The 21,051-nt window shown below is 40.0% G+C and carries 22 protein-coding genes and 1 pseudogene; 8 read left to right on the top strand and 15 right to left on the bottom strand.

Annotation, left to right across the window (positions count from 1 at the left end; all coding sequences use genetic code 11):
* Positions 1–194 precede the first annotated feature (194 nt).
* A pseudogene (locus RMB06_RS07950) lies at positions 195–765 on the bottom strand (TetR/AcrR family transcriptional regulator).
* 87 nt (positions 766–852) lie between these two features.
* On the opposite strand from RMB06_RS07950, the gene RMB06_RS07945 reads away from it, so the two are divergent.
* The gene (locus tag RMB06_RS07945; protein WP_311079030.1) at positions 853–2,067 is read left to right on the top strand and encodes an oxygenase MpaB family protein; all 1,215 of its coding nucleotides are present in this window, start codon (positions 853–855) and stop codon (positions 2,065–2,067) included.
* A 67-nt stretch (positions 2,068–2,134) separates the two neighbouring features.
* Here RMB06_RS07945 and RMB06_RS07940 read toward each other — a convergent pair whose 3' ends face one another.
* The 4 genes from RMB06_RS07940 to def all read right to left on the bottom strand — a co-directional run bounded on the left by RMB06_RS07940 (position 2,135) and on the right by def (position 5,577).
* Positions 2,135–2,341, bottom strand: a complete 207-nt coding sequence (locus RMB06_RS07940; protein WP_017387367.1) for a hypothetical protein — start codon at positions 2,339–2,341, stop codon at positions 2,135–2,137.
* A gap of 49 nt (positions 2,342–2,390) precedes the next feature.
* Positions 2,391–4,505 carry a TonB-dependent copper receptor gene (locus tag RMB06_RS07935; protein ID WP_311079029.1) on the bottom strand — a complete coding sequence of 705 codons (2,115 nt, stop codon included), beginning with the start codon at positions 4,503–4,505 and terminating at the stop codon, positions 2,391–2,393.
* 72 nt (positions 4,506–4,577) lie between these two features.
* Positions 4,578–5,003, bottom strand: a complete 426-nt coding sequence (locus RMB06_RS07930) for a DUF2946 family protein (RefSeq protein WP_311079028.1) — start codon at positions 5,001–5,003, stop codon at positions 4,578–4,580.
* A gap of 43 nt (positions 5,004–5,046) precedes the next feature.
* Positions 5,047–5,577 carry a peptide deformylase gene (def, locus tag RMB06_RS07925; protein ID WP_002114101.1) on the bottom strand — a complete coding sequence of 177 codons (531 nt, stop codon included), beginning with the start codon at positions 5,575–5,577 and terminating at the stop codon, positions 5,047–5,049.
* Positions 5,578–5,699: 122 nt separating this feature from the next.
* Between def and RMB06_RS07920 the strand changes: the two genes are divergently transcribed.
* From RMB06_RS07920 to RMB06_RS07910, 3 genes are read left to right on the top strand one after another with little or no spacing between them, the layout of a single operon-like run.
* A complete protein-coding gene (locus RMB06_RS07920; protein WP_057067739.1) occupies positions 5,700–6,854 on the top strand; it encodes a LysM peptidoglycan-binding domain-containing protein in 1,155 nt (384 codons plus the stop codon).
* 20 nt (positions 6,855–6,874) lie between these two features.
* Positions 6,875–8,008, top strand: coding sequence for a DNA-processing protein DprA (gene dprA / locus RMB06_RS07915; RefSeq protein WP_311079027.1), 1,134 nt, complete (start codon positions 6,875–6,877; stop codon positions 8,006–8,008).
* Positions 8,009–8,059: 51 nt separating this feature from the next.
* Entirely contained in the window at positions 8,060–8,629 is a 570-nt protein-coding gene (locus RMB06_RS07910) for an L-threonylcarbamoyladenylate synthase (protein ID WP_005072030.1), read from the top strand.
* Positions 8,630–9,022: 393 nt separating this feature from the next.
* Here RMB06_RS07910 and RMB06_RS07905 read toward each other — a convergent pair whose 3' ends face one another.
* Positions 9,023–9,943 carry a DMT family transporter gene (locus RMB06_RS07905; protein WP_311079026.1) on the bottom strand — a complete coding sequence of 307 codons (921 nt, stop codon included), beginning with the start codon at positions 9,941–9,943 and terminating at the stop codon, positions 9,023–9,025.
* Between the two features lie 103 nt (positions 9,944–10,046).
* Positions 10,047–10,700: a TetR/AcrR family transcriptional regulator gene (locus RMB06_RS07900; RefSeq protein ID WP_309165240.1), complete on the bottom strand. Its 654-nt coding sequence runs from the start codon at positions 10,698–10,700 to the stop codon at positions 10,047–10,049.
* A gap of 135 nt (positions 10,701–10,835) precedes the next feature.
* Between RMB06_RS07900 and RMB06_RS07895 the strand changes: the two genes are divergently transcribed.
* From RMB06_RS07895 to RMB06_RS07880, 4 genes are all read left to right on the top strand, one after another.
* Positions 10,836–12,050 (top strand): MFS transporter, encoded by a 1,215-nt coding sequence (locus tag RMB06_RS07895; RefSeq protein WP_311079025.1) that lies wholly within the window; start codon positions 10,836–10,838, stop codon positions 12,048–12,050.
* A gap of 21 nt (positions 12,051–12,071) precedes the next feature.
* A complete protein-coding gene (locus RMB06_RS07890) occupies positions 12,072–12,836 on the top strand; it encodes a helix-turn-helix transcriptional regulator (RefSeq protein WP_311079024.1) in 765 nt (254 codons plus the stop codon).
* Positions 12,837–12,956: 120 nt separating this feature from the next.
* Positions 12,957–13,502 carry a glutathione peroxidase gene (locus RMB06_RS07885; RefSeq protein WP_005072014.1) on the top strand — a complete coding sequence of 182 codons (546 nt, stop codon included), beginning with the start codon at positions 12,957–12,959 and terminating at the stop codon, positions 13,500–13,502.
* A 141-nt stretch (positions 13,503–13,643) separates the two neighbouring features.
* A complete protein-coding gene (locus RMB06_RS07880; RefSeq protein WP_311079023.1) occupies positions 13,644–14,240 on the top strand; it encodes a hypothetical protein in 597 nt (198 codons plus the stop codon).
* 58 nt (positions 14,241–14,298) lie between these two features.
* On the opposite strand, the gene RMB06_RS07875 is transcribed toward RMB06_RS07880, so the two are convergent.
* The 8 genes from RMB06_RS07875 to atpB form a co-directional block, all read right to left on the bottom strand.
* Positions 14,299–14,718, bottom strand: a complete 420-nt coding sequence (locus RMB06_RS07875) for a F0F1 ATP synthase subunit epsilon (RefSeq protein WP_002114076.1) — start codon at positions 14,716–14,718, stop codon at positions 14,299–14,301.
* Positions 14,719–14,735: 17 nt separating this feature from the next.
* Positions 14,736–16,130 (bottom strand): F0F1 ATP synthase subunit beta, encoded by a 1,395-nt coding sequence (gene atpD / locus RMB06_RS07870; RefSeq protein WP_002114045.1) that lies wholly within the window; start codon positions 16,128–16,130, stop codon positions 14,736–14,738.
* Between the two features lie 30 nt (positions 16,131–16,160).
* Positions 16,161–17,030 (bottom strand): F0F1 ATP synthase subunit gamma, encoded by an 870-nt coding sequence (atpG, locus tag RMB06_RS07865; RefSeq protein WP_002114131.1) that lies wholly within the window; start codon positions 17,028–17,030, stop codon positions 16,161–16,163.
* 77 nt (positions 17,031–17,107) lie between these two features.
* A complete protein-coding gene (atpA, locus tag RMB06_RS07860; protein WP_002114049.1) occupies positions 17,108–18,652 on the bottom strand; it encodes a F0F1 ATP synthase subunit alpha in 1,545 nt (514 codons plus the stop codon).
* Positions 18,653–18,698: 46 nt separating this feature from the next.
* Positions 18,699–19,235 carry a F0F1 ATP synthase subunit delta gene (locus RMB06_RS07855; RefSeq protein ID WP_311079022.1) on the bottom strand — a complete coding sequence of 179 codons (537 nt, stop codon included), beginning with the start codon at positions 19,233–19,235 and terminating at the stop codon, positions 18,699–18,701.
* A gap of 12 nt (positions 19,236–19,247) precedes the next feature.
* Positions 19,248–19,718, bottom strand: coding sequence for a F0F1 ATP synthase subunit B (locus RMB06_RS07850; RefSeq protein ID WP_001024691.1), 471 nt, complete (start codon positions 19,716–19,718; stop codon positions 19,248–19,250).
* 38 nt (positions 19,719–19,756) lie between these two features.
* Positions 19,757–20,002 carry a F0F1 ATP synthase subunit C gene (gene atpE, locus RMB06_RS07845; RefSeq protein ID WP_000424060.1) on the bottom strand — a complete coding sequence of 82 codons (246 nt, stop codon included), beginning with the start codon at positions 20,000–20,002 and terminating at the stop codon, positions 19,757–19,759.
* Between the two features lie 84 nt (positions 20,003–20,086).
* Entirely contained in the window at positions 20,087–20,962 is an 876-nt protein-coding gene (atpB, locus tag RMB06_RS07840) for a F0F1 ATP synthase subunit A (RefSeq protein WP_002114072.1), read from the bottom strand.
* Between the last annotated feature and the right edge of the window lie 89 nt (positions 20,963–21,051).

Raw genomic sequence — 21,051 nt, 5'->3', positions numbered from 1 at the left:
TAACTGTTTTTCAACAAGTTTCTATCTGCATCACCGCCGATGGATGTGCATTATAGATGATTAAGATCCCTTTGCAAGCGAAAATTAAAAATTAATGACTTGAGCGTTTACTTTTAAACCACCATACGAATTAAGCTATTGTTTTATATTGATAATTATTTTAATTTTTTATTTTTGACTTAAATAAGCCAGTATCATGCTCGATAATTCGCGTTTAAGTTGTTGTTCTGAGATAAGAAAATTGTTCTGACTTACATATCGCATCATCGTAAAAAGCGTACTATTAATAATTACAAAGGATTTATGCTTTACCTGTTCGAAGTCCCACTGATGAGGATTTCTACTGAATGTATATAGCCCTACTTCAAAAAAATGCTTTTCTAAAATCTGAGCAGCTTGCGAATGACTATAGTCATGCCAATGTTTTAATACTTCTATAAAAAATCCATGATCGGCTTTTAATGCATTAAATCCCAACTCTATTGCTAAGGGAATGAGCAGCTCTAAAGGAATATTTCCTTGTCGCACAACTAATTCTTTAAGTTGTTGCCCCAGCAATTCGCTTTTACGGCGCAATAGTTCTTCTATGATTTGATCTTTATTCTCAAAGTATTGGTAAATCGACCCAACACTTACTCCAGATTTCTCTGCAATTTTAGGCGTCGTCGTATGTAGTAATCCATACTGGGCGATACACTGCTGTGTCGCCTCTAAAATATGGTCAACAATAATTTTTGAACGCTGTTGCTGTGGGGCTTTTCTCATCGTTTTTTATTCATTAAATGCGAATTGAATGCGAATAATTATTCATATTAGCCTATTTATTATTCAGTTCAATAAGTAAGTAACGATATGCAAATGATTAGCCCGACTCGACTTGCTTCTTTTAATGACATGCAAGACAGTAATTTCTTTACTCAATTTTTAAATATCTGTTGCGAAAAACCTGTACAACCGAACTATAAAGAATATGTGTCTTTACAACGTGCTCTTTGTGAAGGGGACGTTGAAATGGATAAGGTGATTGATTGGGTTATGCACGATCCCAAAGGTCACCGAATGATTTTTGAGAAGATATTATTTCAAGGCCGCGATAACCTATCTGAGCCGCTACCTACTAAGTTAGAAAATTTCTTTAATTACATTGAGCAAAAGCCTGAATGGTTAGATCAGCGTCAAATTGATGAGGCTGTTAAATTTACTCATCGTTTAGGAATAAATAATGGTTTTATTCTTAGAGATTTATCCTTAATGGTGGGATATTTATATCCGGGATTTAATCAGCCGCTAATTTTAACGGGTGCATTAAAGAAACAGGCGGGTACTCGTTTAGCTGAAACCACAAAATGGTGGGTTGATATTACTGAACCTCAAGGACTTGAGCGTCTAAGCACAGGTTTTATATCAACGATTTATGTTCGCTTTATTCATGCACTCGTCCGCCGACAATTAAAAAAGTCTGATAGTTGGGATAGTGAAGTTTGGGGAGTTCCACTTAATCAATTTGATTTAGCAATGACTAATTTGGCTTTTAGCAGTGTAGTTTTACTCGGTATTAGAGCTTTAGGTGTATGGCCGACCAAACAAGAAACCAAGAGTTTTTTACATTTTTGGCGTTATGTTGGCTGGTTGATGGGTATTGATGAAAAATGGCTTATTCAATCTGAATCTGAGGGTTGGAGGTTACTTTACTGGATGCAGTTTGCTCACCCTCGCTCCGATCACAGCAGTGTTGAGTTAGGATCAAGCTTATCCAAAGAGCCTTTTGAGAGAAAATATCTGCATTTACGTTCTTTGCAGCAGAAGCTTGCTTATCGACAACATTTAGAACTTACCCAATTTTTTATTGGCAAGAAGAGAATGAAACTACTCGGATTGCCTCAGCAGTCTGCCTCATGGTTTGCTTATTATCTAATTGTGCGTAATTCACTACTTTATAATGGCGCGAAGCTTTCACCAAAAGCTGAAAAGTTTTTATCCAAATCAGGCCGTAATATACAGAAACTTGGCTTAACGCTTTATCAGAATCAAGGTAAGGCAAAAACCTTAGCGAGTATGCATCAATAATTTTTAAAACCTAAAAATAAAAATGGAAGCCTATTAATTAGACTTCCATTTCCAAATATTAAGGAACTTATTGAGCTGATGAACTGTGCATTTCAGCGTGATTCATTTGCTCGTGTGACTCCATCATCTGCTTCTTTTTCTGACTTGGCATGTAGTCGGGTTCATTGTTGATCGCCAAGTAAAAAACAATCATAAACAATAAACTCAGAATAGAAGCCACAATAAGTAACTTCCATCCCCACCAAGATTGTTCAGGTGATAATTTATTAGTCATTTCATTTCTCTCTTTAAATTAATATTTTCAGTTCATTCGCTACCGCTTATTAAAACTTCATGCTCATACGGACCCAGTAGTTTCTTCCGATATTGTTAAACTGCTCTTCGCTCGCAAATCCAAAGCCAGCACTACCCGCTTTATTTAAGTGTTCGGTATAGGTCTTATCTAATACGTTATCAATGCCAACAGAGACATCGATATCTTTACGAAGGTTGTAACTTCCGTTTAGAGAAAGAGTCGAGAAACCTTTACTTGGTTTTAAGTCATATCCTACGATATTACCTTGATGTAGACTCACACGGTTTTGCTCAGCCACAGCTCGCCACAACAGACCTAAATTATATTTGTCAGCCACATAGCGAATATTTAAGCGACCTTCTAAAGGTGAAATTTGAGGTAGTGGTTTGTCATCTGTGGTGTTTTTACCCCATGCATACATCGCACTCAAATCTGCCTGAATATGGTCGGTAAATTGATATCCAATACCAGCTTCCGCGCCTGCGATTGTTGCATCAACATTTTTGGCACCCGCAGTAATATCATGGCTCATGTCATGCCCACCCATTCCAGTACTTGGATGATGGTGATAACTCATTAAAATGTAGTCATCCACCAAACCGGCATAAGCAGAAGCCCATGTATTTAAAGCACCATGTTGCTGCTGGAAGCCCAGATCCAACTGTAATGTTTTCTCAGGATTCACACCGTTAAAAGTATTGGTTGAGCCAGCGTTCCCATGTTTAGGCGAGAAAAGTTCCCAATAATCAGGCATACGCTCTACATAACCTAAACCAATATAGCTTTTTAGGTCATGCTCAGGATGTTGATTTTCCCAACGCACAAATGCACTCGGTAAAGTCTTTTCAAGTTTAGTATTAAAACCTTTTGCTTGAGAATCAGCGCGCTCATCTTCAACTATTACTCGATCTAAACGTGCACCTGTAACCAGTTTATTGAAATCGTTCCATTGATAGCCGAGTTCGCCAAAAGCACCATATGATTGAAAACGCATATCTTGGCGATATGGAATATTCATAGAAGGCATTGTTGGCGATGACATGCTACCGCCATGTTTATTAAATTGAGAGTCAACGCCTGTGATCAAACTCCATTTCTTCCATTCAGAAGTCATTGCCAAACGTGAGTTTAATGTGCGGCGTGTCACTTGCATTGCCATTGGATTCGGCATCAGCATGGTCATACCACCATGATTCATTTCAACTAATGGCGGTGTGCGTAAACTAAAGTTATCCATAATATGGTCGTTATAGCTATAGTTCACCTGCCCTTCAATTTTCTTAATGACATCAGTGATATTTTTCTTTTCAAACCGCAGACCTAAGCTTTCACGCGCAAACTGAGATCCGTCCATTGAACGTCCAGCATAAAGCGATTCACCATCAGATTTTCCACCAGTGAGTTCGACCCACGTGTTTTCATCTGGAGTAAAGCCCAGCGCTACATCAGCATTCCACTTTTTCCATGCTGACGGCACGGTATTTCCATTACCATCTTGATAACTATTCGACTCTGAACGGTTGGCATTTAAACGGATATATTTCTTTTCATCACCAATTGCCGCCTCAACGTTATGGTCAATACGTCCATATGAACCTAATAAGACACTCGCTTGTCCGCGATAAGGTTTTTCAGAGGTGAGTTTCTCAGGCTGACGTTCAAAAAGGACTGTTGCAGCAGAACCTGTATTGGCATATTGAACTGTTTGCGGACCTTTAATGACAGAAATACGATCATAACTTTCTGGTGAAATATAAGAAGTTGGAGCATCCATACGGTTTGGGCATGCACCTAAATTTTCAGTTCCATCAGTTAGAATTTTGATGCGTGAACCAAACATACCTCGGAATGTCACATCACCATTGGTTCCACCGCTTTGTATTGAGTTAAAACCCATAATACTTTGTAGGTAGTCTGCACCATCTGTAGCAGGCACTGGCTGAATTGGCTGTTTCGGGTCTGCATGTACAATCAAGCCATTTGCATCGTTGCCTTGTTGTGCTGTAACAACAATAGGTGCTAATGAGTGAAGCGCTTGGGTATCGGCATCATTTTCTTCTGAATTAGCAAAAACTAGCCCCGAATGAGAGACAGCAAGCATCGCAACCCATAAAGGTTGTAGTAAAAATTTAGAATGTGGCATTTTTATACGCTCTAAAACATAAATAAAGTGATATCGAAGTCAGTTAAGACCCCAACAAAAAATTGCTTTTATTTATGCAAATAGAGGTGGTGCACGCCCTTGCGGGAGTAGAAAAAGTCGCTGTAGTGCAAAGTAGACATGTCTAAATGCCTGTTGATAAGCGACTAAGCGGACTTGTATGCGGACTAAAACTTCTTTTACGCCAAATTCAGGTGGCAAAACCAGATTGGCATAGACGGTACAATATTGACACTGATGATTTGCATCATGATGATCATGTTGCCCAGAGGCTTGTGCCTGTTCAATATGATGTTCATGATGCGAATGCATGGCATGTGACATGGTTTCCGTCTGTGCTTTGGGTTTAAGCAAAGCAAGGGTAATAGTTTCACAGACCGGAGCAATTTGATATTGCTTCGGTAATAGCGGCTGTAGAAACACCGCAATCTGTAAAAATACTGCTGCACATGCAAGCAGTAAACCACTACGAAAAACCAAAAATCACATCCACACTACATTAATGTTTCAAAAATAGAAATTTTTAACGTTTTACTGCAACTTTTTCACGTTCACGTTGACGAACAACTTTTTCGACTTTTTCTCGAGCACGCTGACGTTTAAGTGGCGACAAATAATCCACAAATAATTTGCCATTTAAGTGATCCATTTCATGTTGGATACAAACAGCGAGAAGTCCATCAGCTTCTAACTCAAATGCTTGACCTTCAAGGTTAATTGCCTCAATTTTCACACGTGACGGGCGCTCAACTTTGTCGTATATTTGTGGCACCGATAGGCAGCCTTCTTCGTACTGCTGCTTATCTTCTGTCAGTGGAGTTATTTTGGGGTTAATGAAAACCATAGGGTCATCTTTAGATTCAGACAAATCTATGACGATAAGCTGAATATGACGATCGACCTGAGAAGCTGCTAAACCAATACCTGGTGCCGCATACATGGTTTCAAGCATATCTGCTGCAAGTTGACGAATTTCATCAGTAACTTCTTCAACAGGCTTAGCAATGGTACGAAGACGGGGATCAGGAAAACTTAAAATAGGTAATAAGGCCATACTGACGTCCTCACTTATGCCATTGATTGAAAAACCAAATGAAGGAAATACTTCATCGAAAAATTGTGTGTTAGCCGCCTATTATAACGCATCTGCACGCATAATTTTTAGGAATTATCATAATGAAAAAGGTTTTTGACGGCATGGTTCAATTTCATGCTTTGGGGATAAAAAAGCATTTACTTGCTTTGGCACTTTTTACAGGGGTTGCATTCAGTACGGTAGCAGAGACTTATGCTGCTAGTCCGAACCATAATCCACCCTCTCTTAGAAGTAATGCACCACATGTCTACGTTGTAAAACGAGGAGATACGCTATGGGATATTTCTGGTCACTTTCTGAGTAAACCTTGGCGCTGGCCTGAAATTTGGGCAAATAATCAGCATGTCAAAAATCCACACTGGATTTATCCTGGTGATCGATTACTGCTGTGTAGTTTAGATGGCCGTCCATTGGTTGGAAAAGATGAAGGAGATGGCTGTGTCGGCATTATTCGCCGTTACACAGGCCAAATGACAAATTTACAACCTCAAGTTCGTGTGGAGTCACTTAACAATAACGTACCTGTTATTCCCCTTGAACATATCAAACAATGGTTAGAACACAGCACTATTCTACCTATCGATGCAATTCAACACACTCCTTATGTAGTCGGTACTGCCGATCAACGTGTACTTGCAGCAAAAGGTCAAACTATTTATGCGCGCGGACAAGGTTTAATTGATGGTCAACGTTACGCAGTTTATCGTGAAGGTGAACCTTATTATTTCACCGATAATAAAGGCAAAAAGCACAGTCTAGGTATTGAGCTACAACAAGTTGCCTCAGGGATTGCGATCTCTTCTGAAAAAGACATTACCACGCTTGAGTTAACTGATAGCTACAATTCTGAAGTACGTCGTGGTGATCGGGTAATGCCAGAAGAAGAAGCAACATTGCCTACTTTGTTTTATCCGGTAGATGCCACTCAGGTGACGGACGGCGGCAAAATTATTCGTGTAATGGGCTCAATTGGTACTGCTGCCAAAAATAGTGTGGTCACTTTAGATCGCGGTACGGCACAAGGTATTCAAGTAGGACAAGTTTTTGATATTACGCAACAAGGTGAAACCATTCGAGATCCTAAAACCAAAGAACCAATACAGTTACCAGGACAACAAATTGGTAGTCTGATGGTCTTTAGAACTTTTGATCAGTTGAGTTATGCCTACGTATTAGAAAGCGATTTACCAGTTAAAGTTGGTTCAAGCATCCAGCCACCCCGCTTTAATGATTAATGCTGGATGTACCTTTTACAATGCTTACTCAACTTTCTTCACACCATTACCACACGCTTAAAGTGTGGTATTTGGTGCAACACTCTTTAGTCAGCTTTAAAAAAATTGTCGATTATTTTGGTAGCTGTGAAAAGGCGGTCCAACCTGCTGGATTATCTCAATGGCGCAATCTCGGGTTACATGCTAATCATTTAAAACGCGTAGATGAATTTCAAACTGCTCAGGGTCAAGCTCAGTTTGAAAAACTAACTGAGCAGATCCAGCAATATACCGACTTTATTTTAACGGCAGATGACTCAGGTTATCCCACTCAGTTATTACCTTATACAGATCACCCACCTATCATTTTTGGAAAAGGCCAAGCTCAAGCTTTGTTGCAACCACAAATTGCGATTGTAGGTAGCCGAAAACCAAGCCCACATGGTCGTCAGGTTGCTTATGATTTTGCCTATTACTTAAGTGAAAAAGGTTTTTATGTGAGTAGTGGCTTGGCATATGGGATTGATGAAGCTGCTCACCAAGGAGCATCAGCACATCAACGTACAATTGCAGTAACAGGAACTGGTTTAGACAGTACCTACCCTGCTCAAAATAAAAAACTTGCAGAACATATTTTGGCTCAAAACGGCGCGATTATTACTGAATTTTTGCCTGGAACACCCCCATTACAACAGCATTTCCCACGTAGAAACCGAATTGTCAGCGGTTTGAGTTTAGGCGTGTTAGTGGTAGAAGCTACCTTAAAAAGTGGTTCTCTCATCACTGCGAACAAAGCTGCCGAACAAGGTAAGACTGTATTTGCCATTCCTGGTCATATTTACAGTGAGTTTCATCAAGGTTGCCATCAACTTATTCGTGAGGGAGCAATTTTAGTCGATCATCCTGAACAAATTATTGAAGACCTTGCTTTACCCACTCAGTGGCAAAGTCAGCAACAAAACTTCACCGATGAGGCTGTAGTTTCTAGTACCCCAGAAATTCCTGAGCATTTAATTAACCTTTATCAATCTTTAGACTGGGTCGGACAAAATATTGATCAGCTTGTCTTACATCACTCTCAGCCTGTTGCAGAACTCACCTCTTCACTGATGGAACTAGAACTACTTGGTTTATGTATGCAACAATCAGGATTGTATTTACGTTGTCGTTCTTAGTATTGGAGCGCACAATAGCAATTCTGTCTGATTGAAAGGAAGTGTATTACCATGATTACCACCTCAGTTACCGAAGCAGCCGAATGTTTACAACAAGGTCAAGTTTTGGCATATCCAACTGAGGCTGTTTGGGGGCTAGGTTGCGACCCTTTTAATGAGCAAGCTTTTCAAAAAATTCTTGAACTAAAGCAAAGGCCTATTGAAAAGGGTGTAATTTTATTAGCAGGTCATATTAGCCAAGTTGAACACCTGCTAACTTCTCTACCTCAAACAACCCAACAAGAAATTATTGATTGTTGGACTAATCATCAACCATCAGAAAGAGCAACAACTTGGCTATTACCTGCTGGCGAACATATTCCTTCATGGATTAAAGGTGAGCATCCTCTTGTCGCTGTTCGAGTCACTACACATCCTTTATGTGTGGCATTATGCAATGCTTTTCATGGCTTTATTGTCTCGACTAGTGCGAACCCAAGCGGGCAAGAACCTGCTCATTCATTACAGGATGCCTGCCAATACTTTGGTTCACAATTAAACTATCTGAATGGTGACTTAGGCCAGAGCCAACAGCCAAGTAGAATCATTAACGCTCTTACCAGAGAGATTATTCGCGCCTAATTTCAAACAAAAAAAAAGCTCAGTTATATAGGGATAACTGAGCATAAAAAAGGATGGGTATATACCACATCCAGAGGGTTTGGATATCTGTGGAACGAAAGATAATTTACAAAGAAAATAGCGCCTTTCGTAGTGGCCGCTATTATGTGGTAAGAGGTTCAATGAGAGAAATATATTATTTCTCTAAAAAAAGCATGAAAAGTGTAGGGAATTTACGGTTTTTTGCCTATAAATTAAAATTATATTAATATTTTTACTCGGCTTTTTTAATATTTATATTACAACCTATTTTTATAAACTATTTATAAATCATATAGAAAAACTTTAACTAAGAAAAAATTGGCATATTTTTATGAGTTTTTTTCAAAATATGCCATAGTTTTTTTACTGACTTTAGTTTTGTTCTTGCATTAATTCGCTCTTTTTAGGACTCACCTTCTTCTGAGCCATAATGATACCAATTAAAATAACAATCCCACCTAATGTGTGATAAATGGTCCACTGCTCAGACAACCAGACGCTTGCAATAACTGCTGTAAAGACAGGTACCAAGTTCATAAAAATACTTGTTCTATTAGGACCGAGTTGTTGAACAGCTAACATCCAAACTAACGGCGCAATAAGTGAAGCAAATACACCTGCATAAATAGCACTTGGTGCATTTTGTACATTTAAAGCATCAAGTCCAAACCAGAGAATTAAAGGAATATGAAATATGACAGAAAATCCAATCTGAACATATAAGCTTGTCATAATTGGTAGTGGCAACTGCCATTTTTTAAGGAATACTCCATAAAATGCATAGAAGAATACGGCAATAATCATCAATGCATCACCCAGGTGTCCACCACCACTTAAAAGCTTATTAATATTTCCTTGGGACATGACATATAGCAACCCTGCAAAAGATAGAATACTGCCAAAAACTGCAAAGCGATTAGGCACATCTTTTAAAATGGCAAGCGAAACAAAGATCGTGAATATAGGAATAAATGCATTCACAATTCCCATATTGGTTGCACTGGTATAATGGGCGGCTGTATAAGCAAGCCCTTGATAAAGCACCATCCCAAATGCACTTAACACAGCAAGCTTAGGTAAATATGGTATTACTAGTCGTCTTTGTCTCCACACAGGCATAAACATAAATGGAGTCAAAATAATAAAAGCGATTAACCACCGATAAAAACTAATGCTTACCGGAGAGATATAATCCGAGACATAGCGGGTGACTACAATATTTAAAGACCAAATCAATACTGCCAAAATGGGAAAAATAAACGCCCATTTGTGATATTTCATGACCTGACTCATAGCAATACACCATCTACAAAAGAGATTTTATTTTGAAGAATGTCTTAATAAATTGAAATATCGTATTTCCGACATTGATATCGAACTTAAGACATCATCTTTTTTAGAATAATGTCCAAGCTTTCATGGCATGTTCTACAACTTTATGCAATTGATCAGTACTGGCACCGTCTCTTGCCTGAATGGTAAGGCCTTGAATGACAGTGGCATAAAAATCAGTCATATCTTGTAGGGGAGCATTAGATGGCAAATCACCCTGCTCAACACCTTGTTTGAGACGCTCCAATAATTTTTCTTTGGTTTTTATGCGTTTGTCTAATAGGTTCTGCTGCACATCTTGAGTTGCATCAGAACAATTCATGGCAGCAACCACTAACATACAACCAGCTGGTTTATTGGGTTGAACCAGTCGTTTTACGTTGTCATAAAGATATAACTCAAATGCAATTTTTGCAGTTTTTGCTTCTAAAAAGATGGTCTCAATAGGACAGGCTTCATGAGCCAAATAGTAATCAATACTTTTATAAAACAGCCCTGCCTTATCACCAAAAGCACTATATAGGCTAGGTGCTGTAATTTCCAAAGCTTGCGTTAAATCACTAATAGACGTTGCTTCATAGCCATGCTCCCAAAAGAGCAACATTGCTTTTTGCAGAACCTCTTGTTCATCAAAGCATTTAGGACGTCCGCGCTTTTTTTTCAGCGTATCTTCTACAACAGCTAAATTCGTTTCATGCCTATTTGTCATAAAGATCACATCTATTTTTATAACAATCGTTATTAAATTAATTGACGTTCGATTTTTTATCAACTATTTTATTTTCATAGTGATCGTTAGTTAATTAATAAATTGCCTTTCTTTACTCCAAATTTAGCCAAGTAAGGATTTCCTATGGACCAATCGTCTATCTCTAAAGCGCGACCCACAACCTCCACTCAAGGAAGCTGGTTTGCCATTTTGGCCGTTTCTATCGCAGCATTTGCATTAGTAACAAGTGAATTTTTACCTGTTGGTGTTCTAAATAGTGTCGCAACTGATTTAAATATTTCTGTTGGTACAGCAGGCCTGATTATTACTGTACCCGGCATTATGGCAGCAATTGCCGCCCCTCTATTGCCTGTATCAGTAAAACAACTTGATCGGCGTTATGTGCTTATCTTGCTGACAGCTATTATGGTTATTGCCAATACCATTACCGCATTTGCTGAAAACTTCCATGTTCTATTGTTAAGCCGCTTAATTTTAGGTATTTCAATTGGTGGTTTCTGGGCGACTGCCATTGCTCTAAGTGGAAAATTAGCTCCCTCACACCTTCCTATTGCTAAAGCAACTGCGGTCGTGATGGCAGGTGTGACTTTTGCTACAGTTCTAGGTGTACCGATTGGAACTTGGTTAAGCGAGTTTTATGGTTGGCGTAGTGCTTTTGGAATTACTGCAGGCATTGGCTTAGTTGTTTTAATCTTACAATTAATCTTTTTACCTAAACTTGTACCAGATTCGGCAATTCACATGAAAGATTTGCCAGCACTATTACGTACTCCTAAAGCACGTAGTGGCATGTTGATTGTTTTATTGATCGGACTCGCTCACTTTTGTGCCTATAGCTATTTAGCACCTTTCTTTAAAAATGTTGCTGGTTTTAATGGGACAACCATTAGTTCATTATTATTGCTCTATGGAATTGCTGGTATTTTCGGAAATGCTTTTGCCGGATATAGTGGGAATCTAAATGTCCGTTATACATTAGCTTTTGTGGGTACATGCTTTGCAATCGTATTTTTTGGATTTCCTCTTTTTGCCGTTCATGAATTTGGTGCTATTGTCTTAACCGCGTTATGGGGATTTGCATTTGGTGCCTTCCCTACCTCAGCGAATATTTGGATGTTTGTACATGCGCCAAATGCAGTTGAAAAAGGTATGCCGCTTTTTGTAGGTATGTTTCAGGTGATGATTGCGACAGGTTCATTATTAGGTGGATATGTAGTTGATCATTTCAATGAAAATACTTTAATTTATGGTGTATTAAGCTTCGTTGCCCTAGCATTACTGAGTATATTTACCTTAGCGAAAGGTCTTAATAACCCTAAAGCTACTTGTGAAAATTAAAATATGAGTCAGAGCATATAGATGAACAATGAGGACCAGCAATTTTTATTATTACACAGTATAGAAGTTCATGAATTTCTATACCAAAAAGAAGATATTGTTCGTCCTCATGCATCTCTTTGGGGAGATTTTAATTTCAGTTTAAATGGCATATTAGAAATGGAGATTGAAGAACAGCTATATCTTTCTCCACCTAGCTATGGTCTTTGGATTCCCCCTCAAACTGTTCATCAGTCCACCCATATCGACCATGAAATTCACTATATCTGTATTCGACTGCACCCTCGCCTATGTTCTATTTTAGGAAATAGCTGTCGATGCTTTAGTATTCAGCCTTTTTTTCGCACTTTAGTTTTAGAAATTCTAGAGCAGCAAAAACAAACCGAACAACCTGAATATTTAGAACATCTTTTACAAGTTTTATTCGATCAACTCAAACAAGCTCCTGCATATTCGCATTATTTACCGCAAACACGGCATCCTGTTTTATTGCCTATTTTAGAAAAACTTTCAGATCCTTTACTTTTTGATCAGTCTTTACAACAGTTGCTACAAAACTTTTCGGTCAGTGATCGCCACTTATTACGTTTGAGTCAACAAGAGCTTCAGCTTTCGTTGTCCGAATGGAGAAATCGGGCCAAAATTGTTTATGCCATTCATCAGATTCGTCAAGGGACGCCTATCAAGCGTTTAGCATACGATTTAGGTTATCAACATAGCTCAAGTTTTATTGAATTTTTTAAACGTTACACTGGGCAAACACCTATCCAAATCAGAAATAACTAGAATTCAGCTTATCTTTAAAAACTTTTTCTTTTTTGAACACGAATATTATTGCACTACCCCTCAATAGCAGTTAAAACAAATGCGTTACTTGATATCAATTACAATCTTTAGGAAAGACTCATGACACAATCTGTATATCACATTCCAGTAAAAGCTATTTCAGGCGAAACGGTTGACCTCGAACAATACAAAGGTAAAGTTCTACTTATCGTAAATACTGCTTCTAAATGTGGTTTAACTCCACAATACGAAGGCTTAGAAAAACTTTACCAAGCAAAAAAAGACCAAGGTCTTGAAATTTTAGGTTTCCCAGCAAATAACTTTAAAGAGCAAGAACCAGGTTCTGATGAAGAAATTCAACAGTTCTGTTCATTAAATTATGATGTTCATTTCCCTTTATTTTCTAAGGTTTCTGTAGTCGGCGAAGATAAGCACCCACTTTACCAAACTTTGACAGCGGCTCAGCCGGAACGCACTGGTGAAGGTCCTTTCCGTGAGCGTTTAGAAGGCTTAGGTATTCCAACCAACCCTGCTCCAGAAGTTTTATGGAACTTCGAAAAGTTTTTAATTAATAAAAATGGCGAAGTCGTAGCTCGCTTTGCTCCAAACCTAACAGCAGACGATGAACAAATCGTTAAAGCAGTTGAAGCAGAGTTAGCAAAATAATATTTTAAAATATGAGAAAGGGCGTTTTATACGCTCTTTTTTATGCTCTCCTCAAAGTGTTGTTCGTTTGCAAAAATACAATCTTTCTTCATATTTTATGCCTATAGTATCCATTTGCTTTATTTGATGTTGTTTGTAGTTATGAAAAAAATTTTACAGGGCGCATTTCTTCCTTTTGTAATTTTTGCCTCAGGCATGCTTTTACTCGGGTGTGATCAGGCACAAGACCATGCTACCGAACAAGAAAAAACTGAAATAGCTGAACAGGCAGCTGACCAAAACATTGAACAACAAGAGTCAGAAATTGCACCCAACAAAGCCGAACTTAAAAGCGGCAATATTTTTTATATGGTCCGCGACGCTGCTAATTTACAGCTTAAAGCTGGTGACTATGTTGAACAGCTTAAAGATACTCAGCTTGATGTTGAACAAGCCATCCAAGATAAGAATCAGAATGAACTAAAAACTACTTTCACTACGTTAAAACAGCAACTAGAAGGTTTAAATCAAGCACTTTTGACTTTAGATATCAAAAGTCAGGAAATTGAGAATATTCGCCAAAGTTTATTACATGCCAACCAACAAGCTCTTAGCATGCCATTACTCAATGGGAAATTAGATCAAATCAATTTTGACCAAATTGAAAAACAGCTTAATACCATTCAAATGGATATGGTGAAGCTTGCTGCCATGATTATGGCAGGAGATGAAAAGTCAGATTCAAAAACTGAATCTTAAAAAAACAACGTATAAAAAAAGCCACCTTACGGTGGCTTTTTCAATCTCAAACCGGCAATTATAGTGCGCGGTTTTTGATTTTACGGATAGTTTCAAGCTGTGCAGCTGTTTCTGCCAAGGCAGCCAACGCAGCAGCCGAGTCCAAATCACTCTTTTGGTTTGCAAGCAATTGTTCAGCATTTTTACGTGCTTCTAAAATTGCCGCTTCATCCAAGTTGTCAGCACGGATTGCAGTATCTGCAAGAACCGTTACAACATGAGGTTGAACTTCTAAAACACCGCCAGATACATAGACGATTTCTTCTGTACCATTTTCCAACTGAACACGAATCGGGCCCGGTTGAAGCAAGGTTACAAGTGGAGCATGTCCTGGCAAAATACCAAGCTCACCACCAGCACCTTTCGCGATTAACATCGTTACTGCGCCAGAGTAAATAGACTCTTTAACACTTACGACATCACATTGCATAGTCGCCATGAGATGATCTCCTTAAATTAGAGTTTCTCAGCTTTAGCAATCACTTCGTCAATACCACCAACCATATAGAACGCTTGTTCCGGGATGTGATCGTATTCACCAGCTAATAGACCTTTAAAGCCACGAATCGTTTCTTTAAGCGGTACTAATTTACCAGGAGCACCAGTAAACACTTCAGCTACGTGGAATGGTTGAGAGAAGAAACGTTGGATTTTACGCGCACGGTAAACAACCAATTTATCTTCTTCAGCTAATTCATCCATACCCAAGATTGCGATGATGTCTTTAAGCTCTTTATAACGTTGCAATACGTTTTGTACTGCACGCGCAATTTCATAGTGCTCTTGACCAACAACTAATGGGTCTAACTGACGTGAAGTTGAGTCAAGTGGATCGATCGCTGGATAGATACCAGAAGATGCGATATCACGGCTCAATACTACTGTTGCATCTAAGTGAGCAAATGTAGTTGCAGGAGATGGATCTGTTAAGTCATCGGCAGGTACATATACTGCTTGGATCGATGTGATCGAACCAGATTTAGTAGATGTAATACGCTCTTGAAGAACACCCATTTCTTCTGCAAGTGTAGGTTGGTAACCTACCGCAGATGGCATACGACCTAACAATGCTGATACTTCAGTACCCGCAAGTGTATAACGGTAGATGTTGTCGACGAATAATAATACGTCACGACCTTTACCATTTTCGTCTTTTTGATCACGGAAGTATTCAGCCATAGTCAAACCAGTTAACGCTACGCGTAAACGGTTACCTGGTGGCTCGTTCATCTGACCGTAGACCATTGCTACTTTGTCAAGAACGTTAGAATCTTTCATTTCGTGATAGAAGTCATTACCTTCACGAGTACGCTCACCAACACCAGCAAACACAGATAAACCTGAGTGAGCTTTAGCGATGTTGTTGATCAACTCCATCATGTTAACGGTTTTACCAACACCAGCACCACCGAATAGACCAACTTTACCACCTTTTGCGAACGGGCAAAGTAAGTCAATTACTTTAATACCAGTTTCTAAAAGATCAGTAGAAGCTGCTTGTTCAGCATAAGAAGGTGCTTGACGGTGAATCGGCAAACGCTCTTCAGTCGCTACAGGACCTGCTTCATCAATTGGGCGACCCAAAACGTCCATGATACGACCAAGCGTAGCTGGACCTACTGGAACAGAAATCGGTGCATTTGTGCTAGTTACATTAAGGCCACGTTTAAGACCTTCTGTAGAACCCATTGCGATGGTACGAACAACACCATCGCCAAGCTGTTGCTGAACTTCTAATGTAGTTTCAGTACCGTCAACTTGGAGAGCGTCATAGATCTTAGGAACGCTATTGCGCTCAAACTCGACGTCGATAACCGCGCCGATGATCTGAATGATACGACCGCTACTCATTGCTGTCTCCTCAATTCAAACTTAATAATGTTAAACGGCAGCGGCACCGCCAACGATCTCGGAAATTTCCTGAGTAATCGCGGCTTGACGCAGCTTGTTGTAAATGAGTTGTAGGTCTTTAATCAATTGTCCTGCGTTGTCTGTCGCTGCTTTCATCGCGACCATACGAGCTGACTGCTCACATGCAACGTTTTCAATCACACCTTGATAAACCATAGACTCGATATAGCGAACCAACAAACCATTTAACAATTCTTCTGCTTCTGGTTCGTAGATATAGTCCCAACCATAAGTACGGTTGAGATCATCGCCTTCTTCTGCTGGTGCTAAAGGAACAAGTTGTTCTACTTTAGGCTGCTGAGTCATTGCATTAACGAAGCCATTTGATACGAGATAGATACGATCTAATTCGCCTTTATCAAATGCATCAAGCATAACTTGGACTGAGCCAGTTAACTGTTCCAAACTCGGCGCATCGCCAAGTTGGGTAGTTGCACCGAGCACTTTACCGCCGTAATTCTTAAAAAACGAAACCGCTTTTTGACCAATTAAAGCAAATTCAACTTCAATTGACTGCTGTTGTTGTGCTTTGACATGCTGCACAACTTTCTTGAACAAGTTAATGTTCAAGCCACCTGCCAAACCACGATCTGAAGACACTACGATATAGCCAACACGCTTAACTGGGCGGTCAACCATATAACGGTGTTTGTATTCAGGGTTTGCTTGTACCAAGTGAGCAATTACACGGCGCATATTATCGGCATACGGACGGCCCTGAGCCATGCGCTCTTGCGCACGACGCATTTTAGAAGCAGCTACCATTTGCATCGCGCGAGTAATCTTTTGCGTGCTCTTGATACTAGCTACTTTGGCGCGAATTTCTTTTAAATTTGCCATACGCTTAACCTAGTATTCGAAAGCTCTTTCGAGCTTCCGAAGGTTGATCCGTGAACCAAACTTAACTAAAACTAAACTTAGTAAGTTTGAGTCGCTTTAAAGCTTTCAATACCTGCTTTGATTGCTGCTTCGATGTCTTTGTTGTAATCACCAGTTTCATCGATTTGTTTCATCAACGGAGCATATTCTGAGCGGAAGTAAGAAATTAACGCAGCATCAAAGTCTACGATTTTCTTAACTTCTACGTCAGCCATGTAGCCTTCGTTAGATGCATAAACAGAAACAGCTTGGTCAGCAATTGAGTAAGGAGCATATTGTTTTTGCTTCATTAACTCAGTTACACGTTGACCATGTTCAAGTTGCTTACGAGTTGCTTCATCAAGGTCAGAAGCGAACTGAGCAAACGCAGCCAATTCACGGTATTGTGCTAAAGCAGTACGGATACCACCAGACAATTTTTTGATGATCTTGGTTTGAGCAGAACCACCAACACGAGATACAGAGATACCCGCGTTCACAGCAGGACGAATACCTGCGTTGAATAATGATGTTTCTAAGAAGATCTGACCGTCAGTAATCGAAATTACGTTCGTTGGTACGAATGCAGATACGTCACCTGCTTGAGTTTCAATAATTGGCAATGCAGTTAAAGAACCAGTTTGACCAGTTACTGCACCATTAGTGAATTTCTCAACGTAGTCAGCAGATACACGAGAAGCACGTTCAAGAAGACGTGAGTGAAGATAGAATACGTCACCTGGATACGCTTCACGACCTGGTGGACGACGTAAAAGTAATGAAATTTGACGGTAAGCAACAGCTTGCTTAGACAAATCATCATAAATAATAAGAGCGTCTTCACCGCGGTCACGGAAGTACTCACCCATTGTACAGCCAGAGTACGGAGCTAAGTACTGCATTGCAGCAGGATCAGCAGCCGCAGCAGCGACAACAGTTGTATACGCCATAGCGCCAGTTTCTTCTAGCTTACGTACAACGTTTGCAATTGTTGATTGTTTTTGACCAATCGCAACGTATACACATTTAATGCCAGAGTTTTTCTGAGCGATAATCGCATCGATCGCCATCGCTGTTTTACCAGTTTGACGGTCACCGATGATCAACTCACGTTGGCCACGACCAACAGGAATCATTGTATCAACTGATTTATAACCAGTTTGAACAGGCTCATCTACAGATTGACGCCAAATTACGCCTGGTGCTACTTTTTCAACAGCATCAGTTAATTTCGCATCAATTGGGCCTTTACCATCAATTGGGTTACCCAAAGCGTCGACAACACGGCCAAGAAGTTCAGGACCAACTGGAACTTCTAATACACGACCTGTACAACGAGCTTTTTGACCTTCTTGAAGGCTTAGGTAGTTACCTAAAACAACGGCACCCACTGAATCCTGTTCTAGGTTCAGTGCCATACCAAATAAGCCGCCGTCGAATTCGATCATTTCACCGTACATTGCATCAGCAAGACCGTGAATGCGCACGATACCGTCGGATACCATAACAATGGTACCTTCGTTTTTAGCGGTCGCGCTGGTGTCCAGATCTCCGATACGCTGTTTAATGAGCGCACTGATCTCGGATGGATTCAGTTGTTGCATTGCGCTATTCCTCAATCTTTTATTAGTTCAGTCTTCATCATTTGCATTATGCAAGAAGACGAGTACGCATTTTTTCAAGCTTGTTAAGCGCAGAATCATCTATCACTTGATCGCCTGCACGAATTACAACACCTGCAATAAGCTCAGGTTTAACTTCAACTGAAACAGTTACTGTGCTGTTAAAACGCTTTTCTAAAGCAGATTTCAACAGTTGCTCTTGTTCAGCAGTTAACGGGAAAGCCGATTCAATCACGACATCCACATTGTTGTTATTCTGTGATTTAAGCTGTTCATATTCTGCTTCAATTTCAGGTAACAGCATTAAACGATCGTTATCTGCAAGAAGTGTCAAAAAGTTAGACACTGCTTGAGATCGATCTTCACCTAAAACTTTAGCAAAAAGCTTCACTTGCTCCGCAGGAGTAAGTTCAGGGCGATTTAAATAAGCGGAAAATGCTTCGTCTTGCACCGCAGCACTGAGCACTTGTAACGCATTCGACCAATTGTCTGTTGCACCTTGCTCAGAAGCATAAGCAAATGCTGCTTTGGCATACGGACGTGCCAACGTCAAGAGTTCAGCCATAATTCGCCTCGCTTAAAGTTTAGCAGCCAGCTGAGACAGCATGGCGTTATGAGCTTCTGCATCAACTTGCTGGTTCAGGATTTTTTCTGCACCAGTTACTGCCAAAGCAGCTACTTGTTGACGTAATTCTTCGCGAGCAGAATTGATTTCTTGATCAACAGCTTCTTTAGCCTGTTGACGAATACGCTCACCTTCAGCCGCAGCTTGAGTACGAGCTTCTTCGATCAATTGCGCTGCACGACGGTTCGCTTGTTCGATCAATTGAGCCGCTTGTGCTTTAGCTGCATCAAGTTCTTGCTTAACTTGCGCTTGTGCATCGGCAAGGTCAGCTTTCGCTTTTTCTGCTGCATTTAAGCCATCAGCGATTTTACGCTGACGCTCACTAATCGCATTGATTAGTGGTGGCCAAACAAACTTCATGCAGAATGCAACAAAGAATGCAAACGCAATCGCTTGACCAATCAATGTGAGGTTGATATTCATTGCAATTCCTCAAATAGTGGATTTAGGAATTAAGATGATTAACCTACAAATGGATTAGCGAAGATGAAGAACAAGCCAATACCAACACCGATCATAGGCACAGCATCAAGAAGACCCGCGATTAAGAACATACGAGTTTGAAGTTGTGGAGCCAATTCTGGTTGACGAGCAACAGCTTCTAAAAAGCGACCACCCAAAAGACCAAAACCAATCGCAGTACCCAAAGCACCGAAAGCGATCAAGATAGCAGATGCAATTGCAACTAGACCTAAAGTGAGTTCCATGAAAAATTCCTCAGAGGTTAGGTTATTACCAAATTAAATTAAAAAAATTCAGCCCAACCATCATTTGATAGTTAGGCAATACCATTAATGTTTTTCGCTTGCCATGCTCAAGTAAACGATGGTAAGCATCATAAAGATGAATGCCTGCAACGTGATTACAAGAATGTGGAAGATCGCCCAAGGCACAGACAACGCCCATTGAATCCAGAACGGCAATAAAGCAATTAGGATAAAGATCAACTCACCGGCATACATGTTACCGAATAGTCGGAGAGCTAATGAAATCGGACGAGCAAGGAATGTTACCAATTCCAAAATCAAGTTCACTGGAATAAGCAACGCTTTTGCAACTGGATTACTTGGGTTAAATGGGTTAAGTGCCAACTCGCCAACGAAACCACCAACACCCTTTTCGCGGATGCTGTAGAACAAGATAAGTACAAATACAGATAAAGACATACCTAAAGTAATGTTTGGATCTGTAGATGGAACGATCTTGAAGTAAACGTGGTGAGGGTCCATACCAAATACGTTTGCACCTACAAACGCTGCAACTTGAGGAATCCAGTCAACTGGGATCAAGTCCATTAAGTTCATGAGGAAAATCCACACGAAAATAGTGAGTGCAAGCGGAGCGATTAAACGTGATTTGCCATGAAAAGTATCACGGACACTTGAGTCAACAAACTCAATGATCATTTCGATTGCTGACTGGAATTTAGTTGGAACACCTGCATTTGCAGCTTTCGCAACGATCCAGAACATCAAACAGAAAATCACACCAAGGCCAATTGACCAACCCATTGAATCCAAGTGAATTGCAGTGAACCCCATCGAATGAGCTTCTTCAGCAGTCTCAGCCAATTTCCATGTACCGTCTGGCATTTTGCCATAGGTCATATTGGTCAAGTGATGCTTGATATACTCTGTCGAAGTGAGGGCATGTTCTTCAGCAGCCATAAATCACACCTGGTCAATGTCAATTACTAAAAAGAAGGGAAACGAACATCGGCGTACTGTCGATATCTCGCCACCCTCCAAAAAATCTT

Origin of the sequence: Acinetobacter sp. V104_13 (genome assembly GCF_031798995.1) — a bacterium.
GTDB lineage: Bacteria > Pseudomonadota > Gammaproteobacteria > Pseudomonadales > Moraxellaceae > Acinetobacter > Acinetobacter pittii.
The sequence above is the reverse complement of the archived record's forward strand: the minus strand, read 5'-3'. Positions and strand labels throughout refer to the sequence as shown.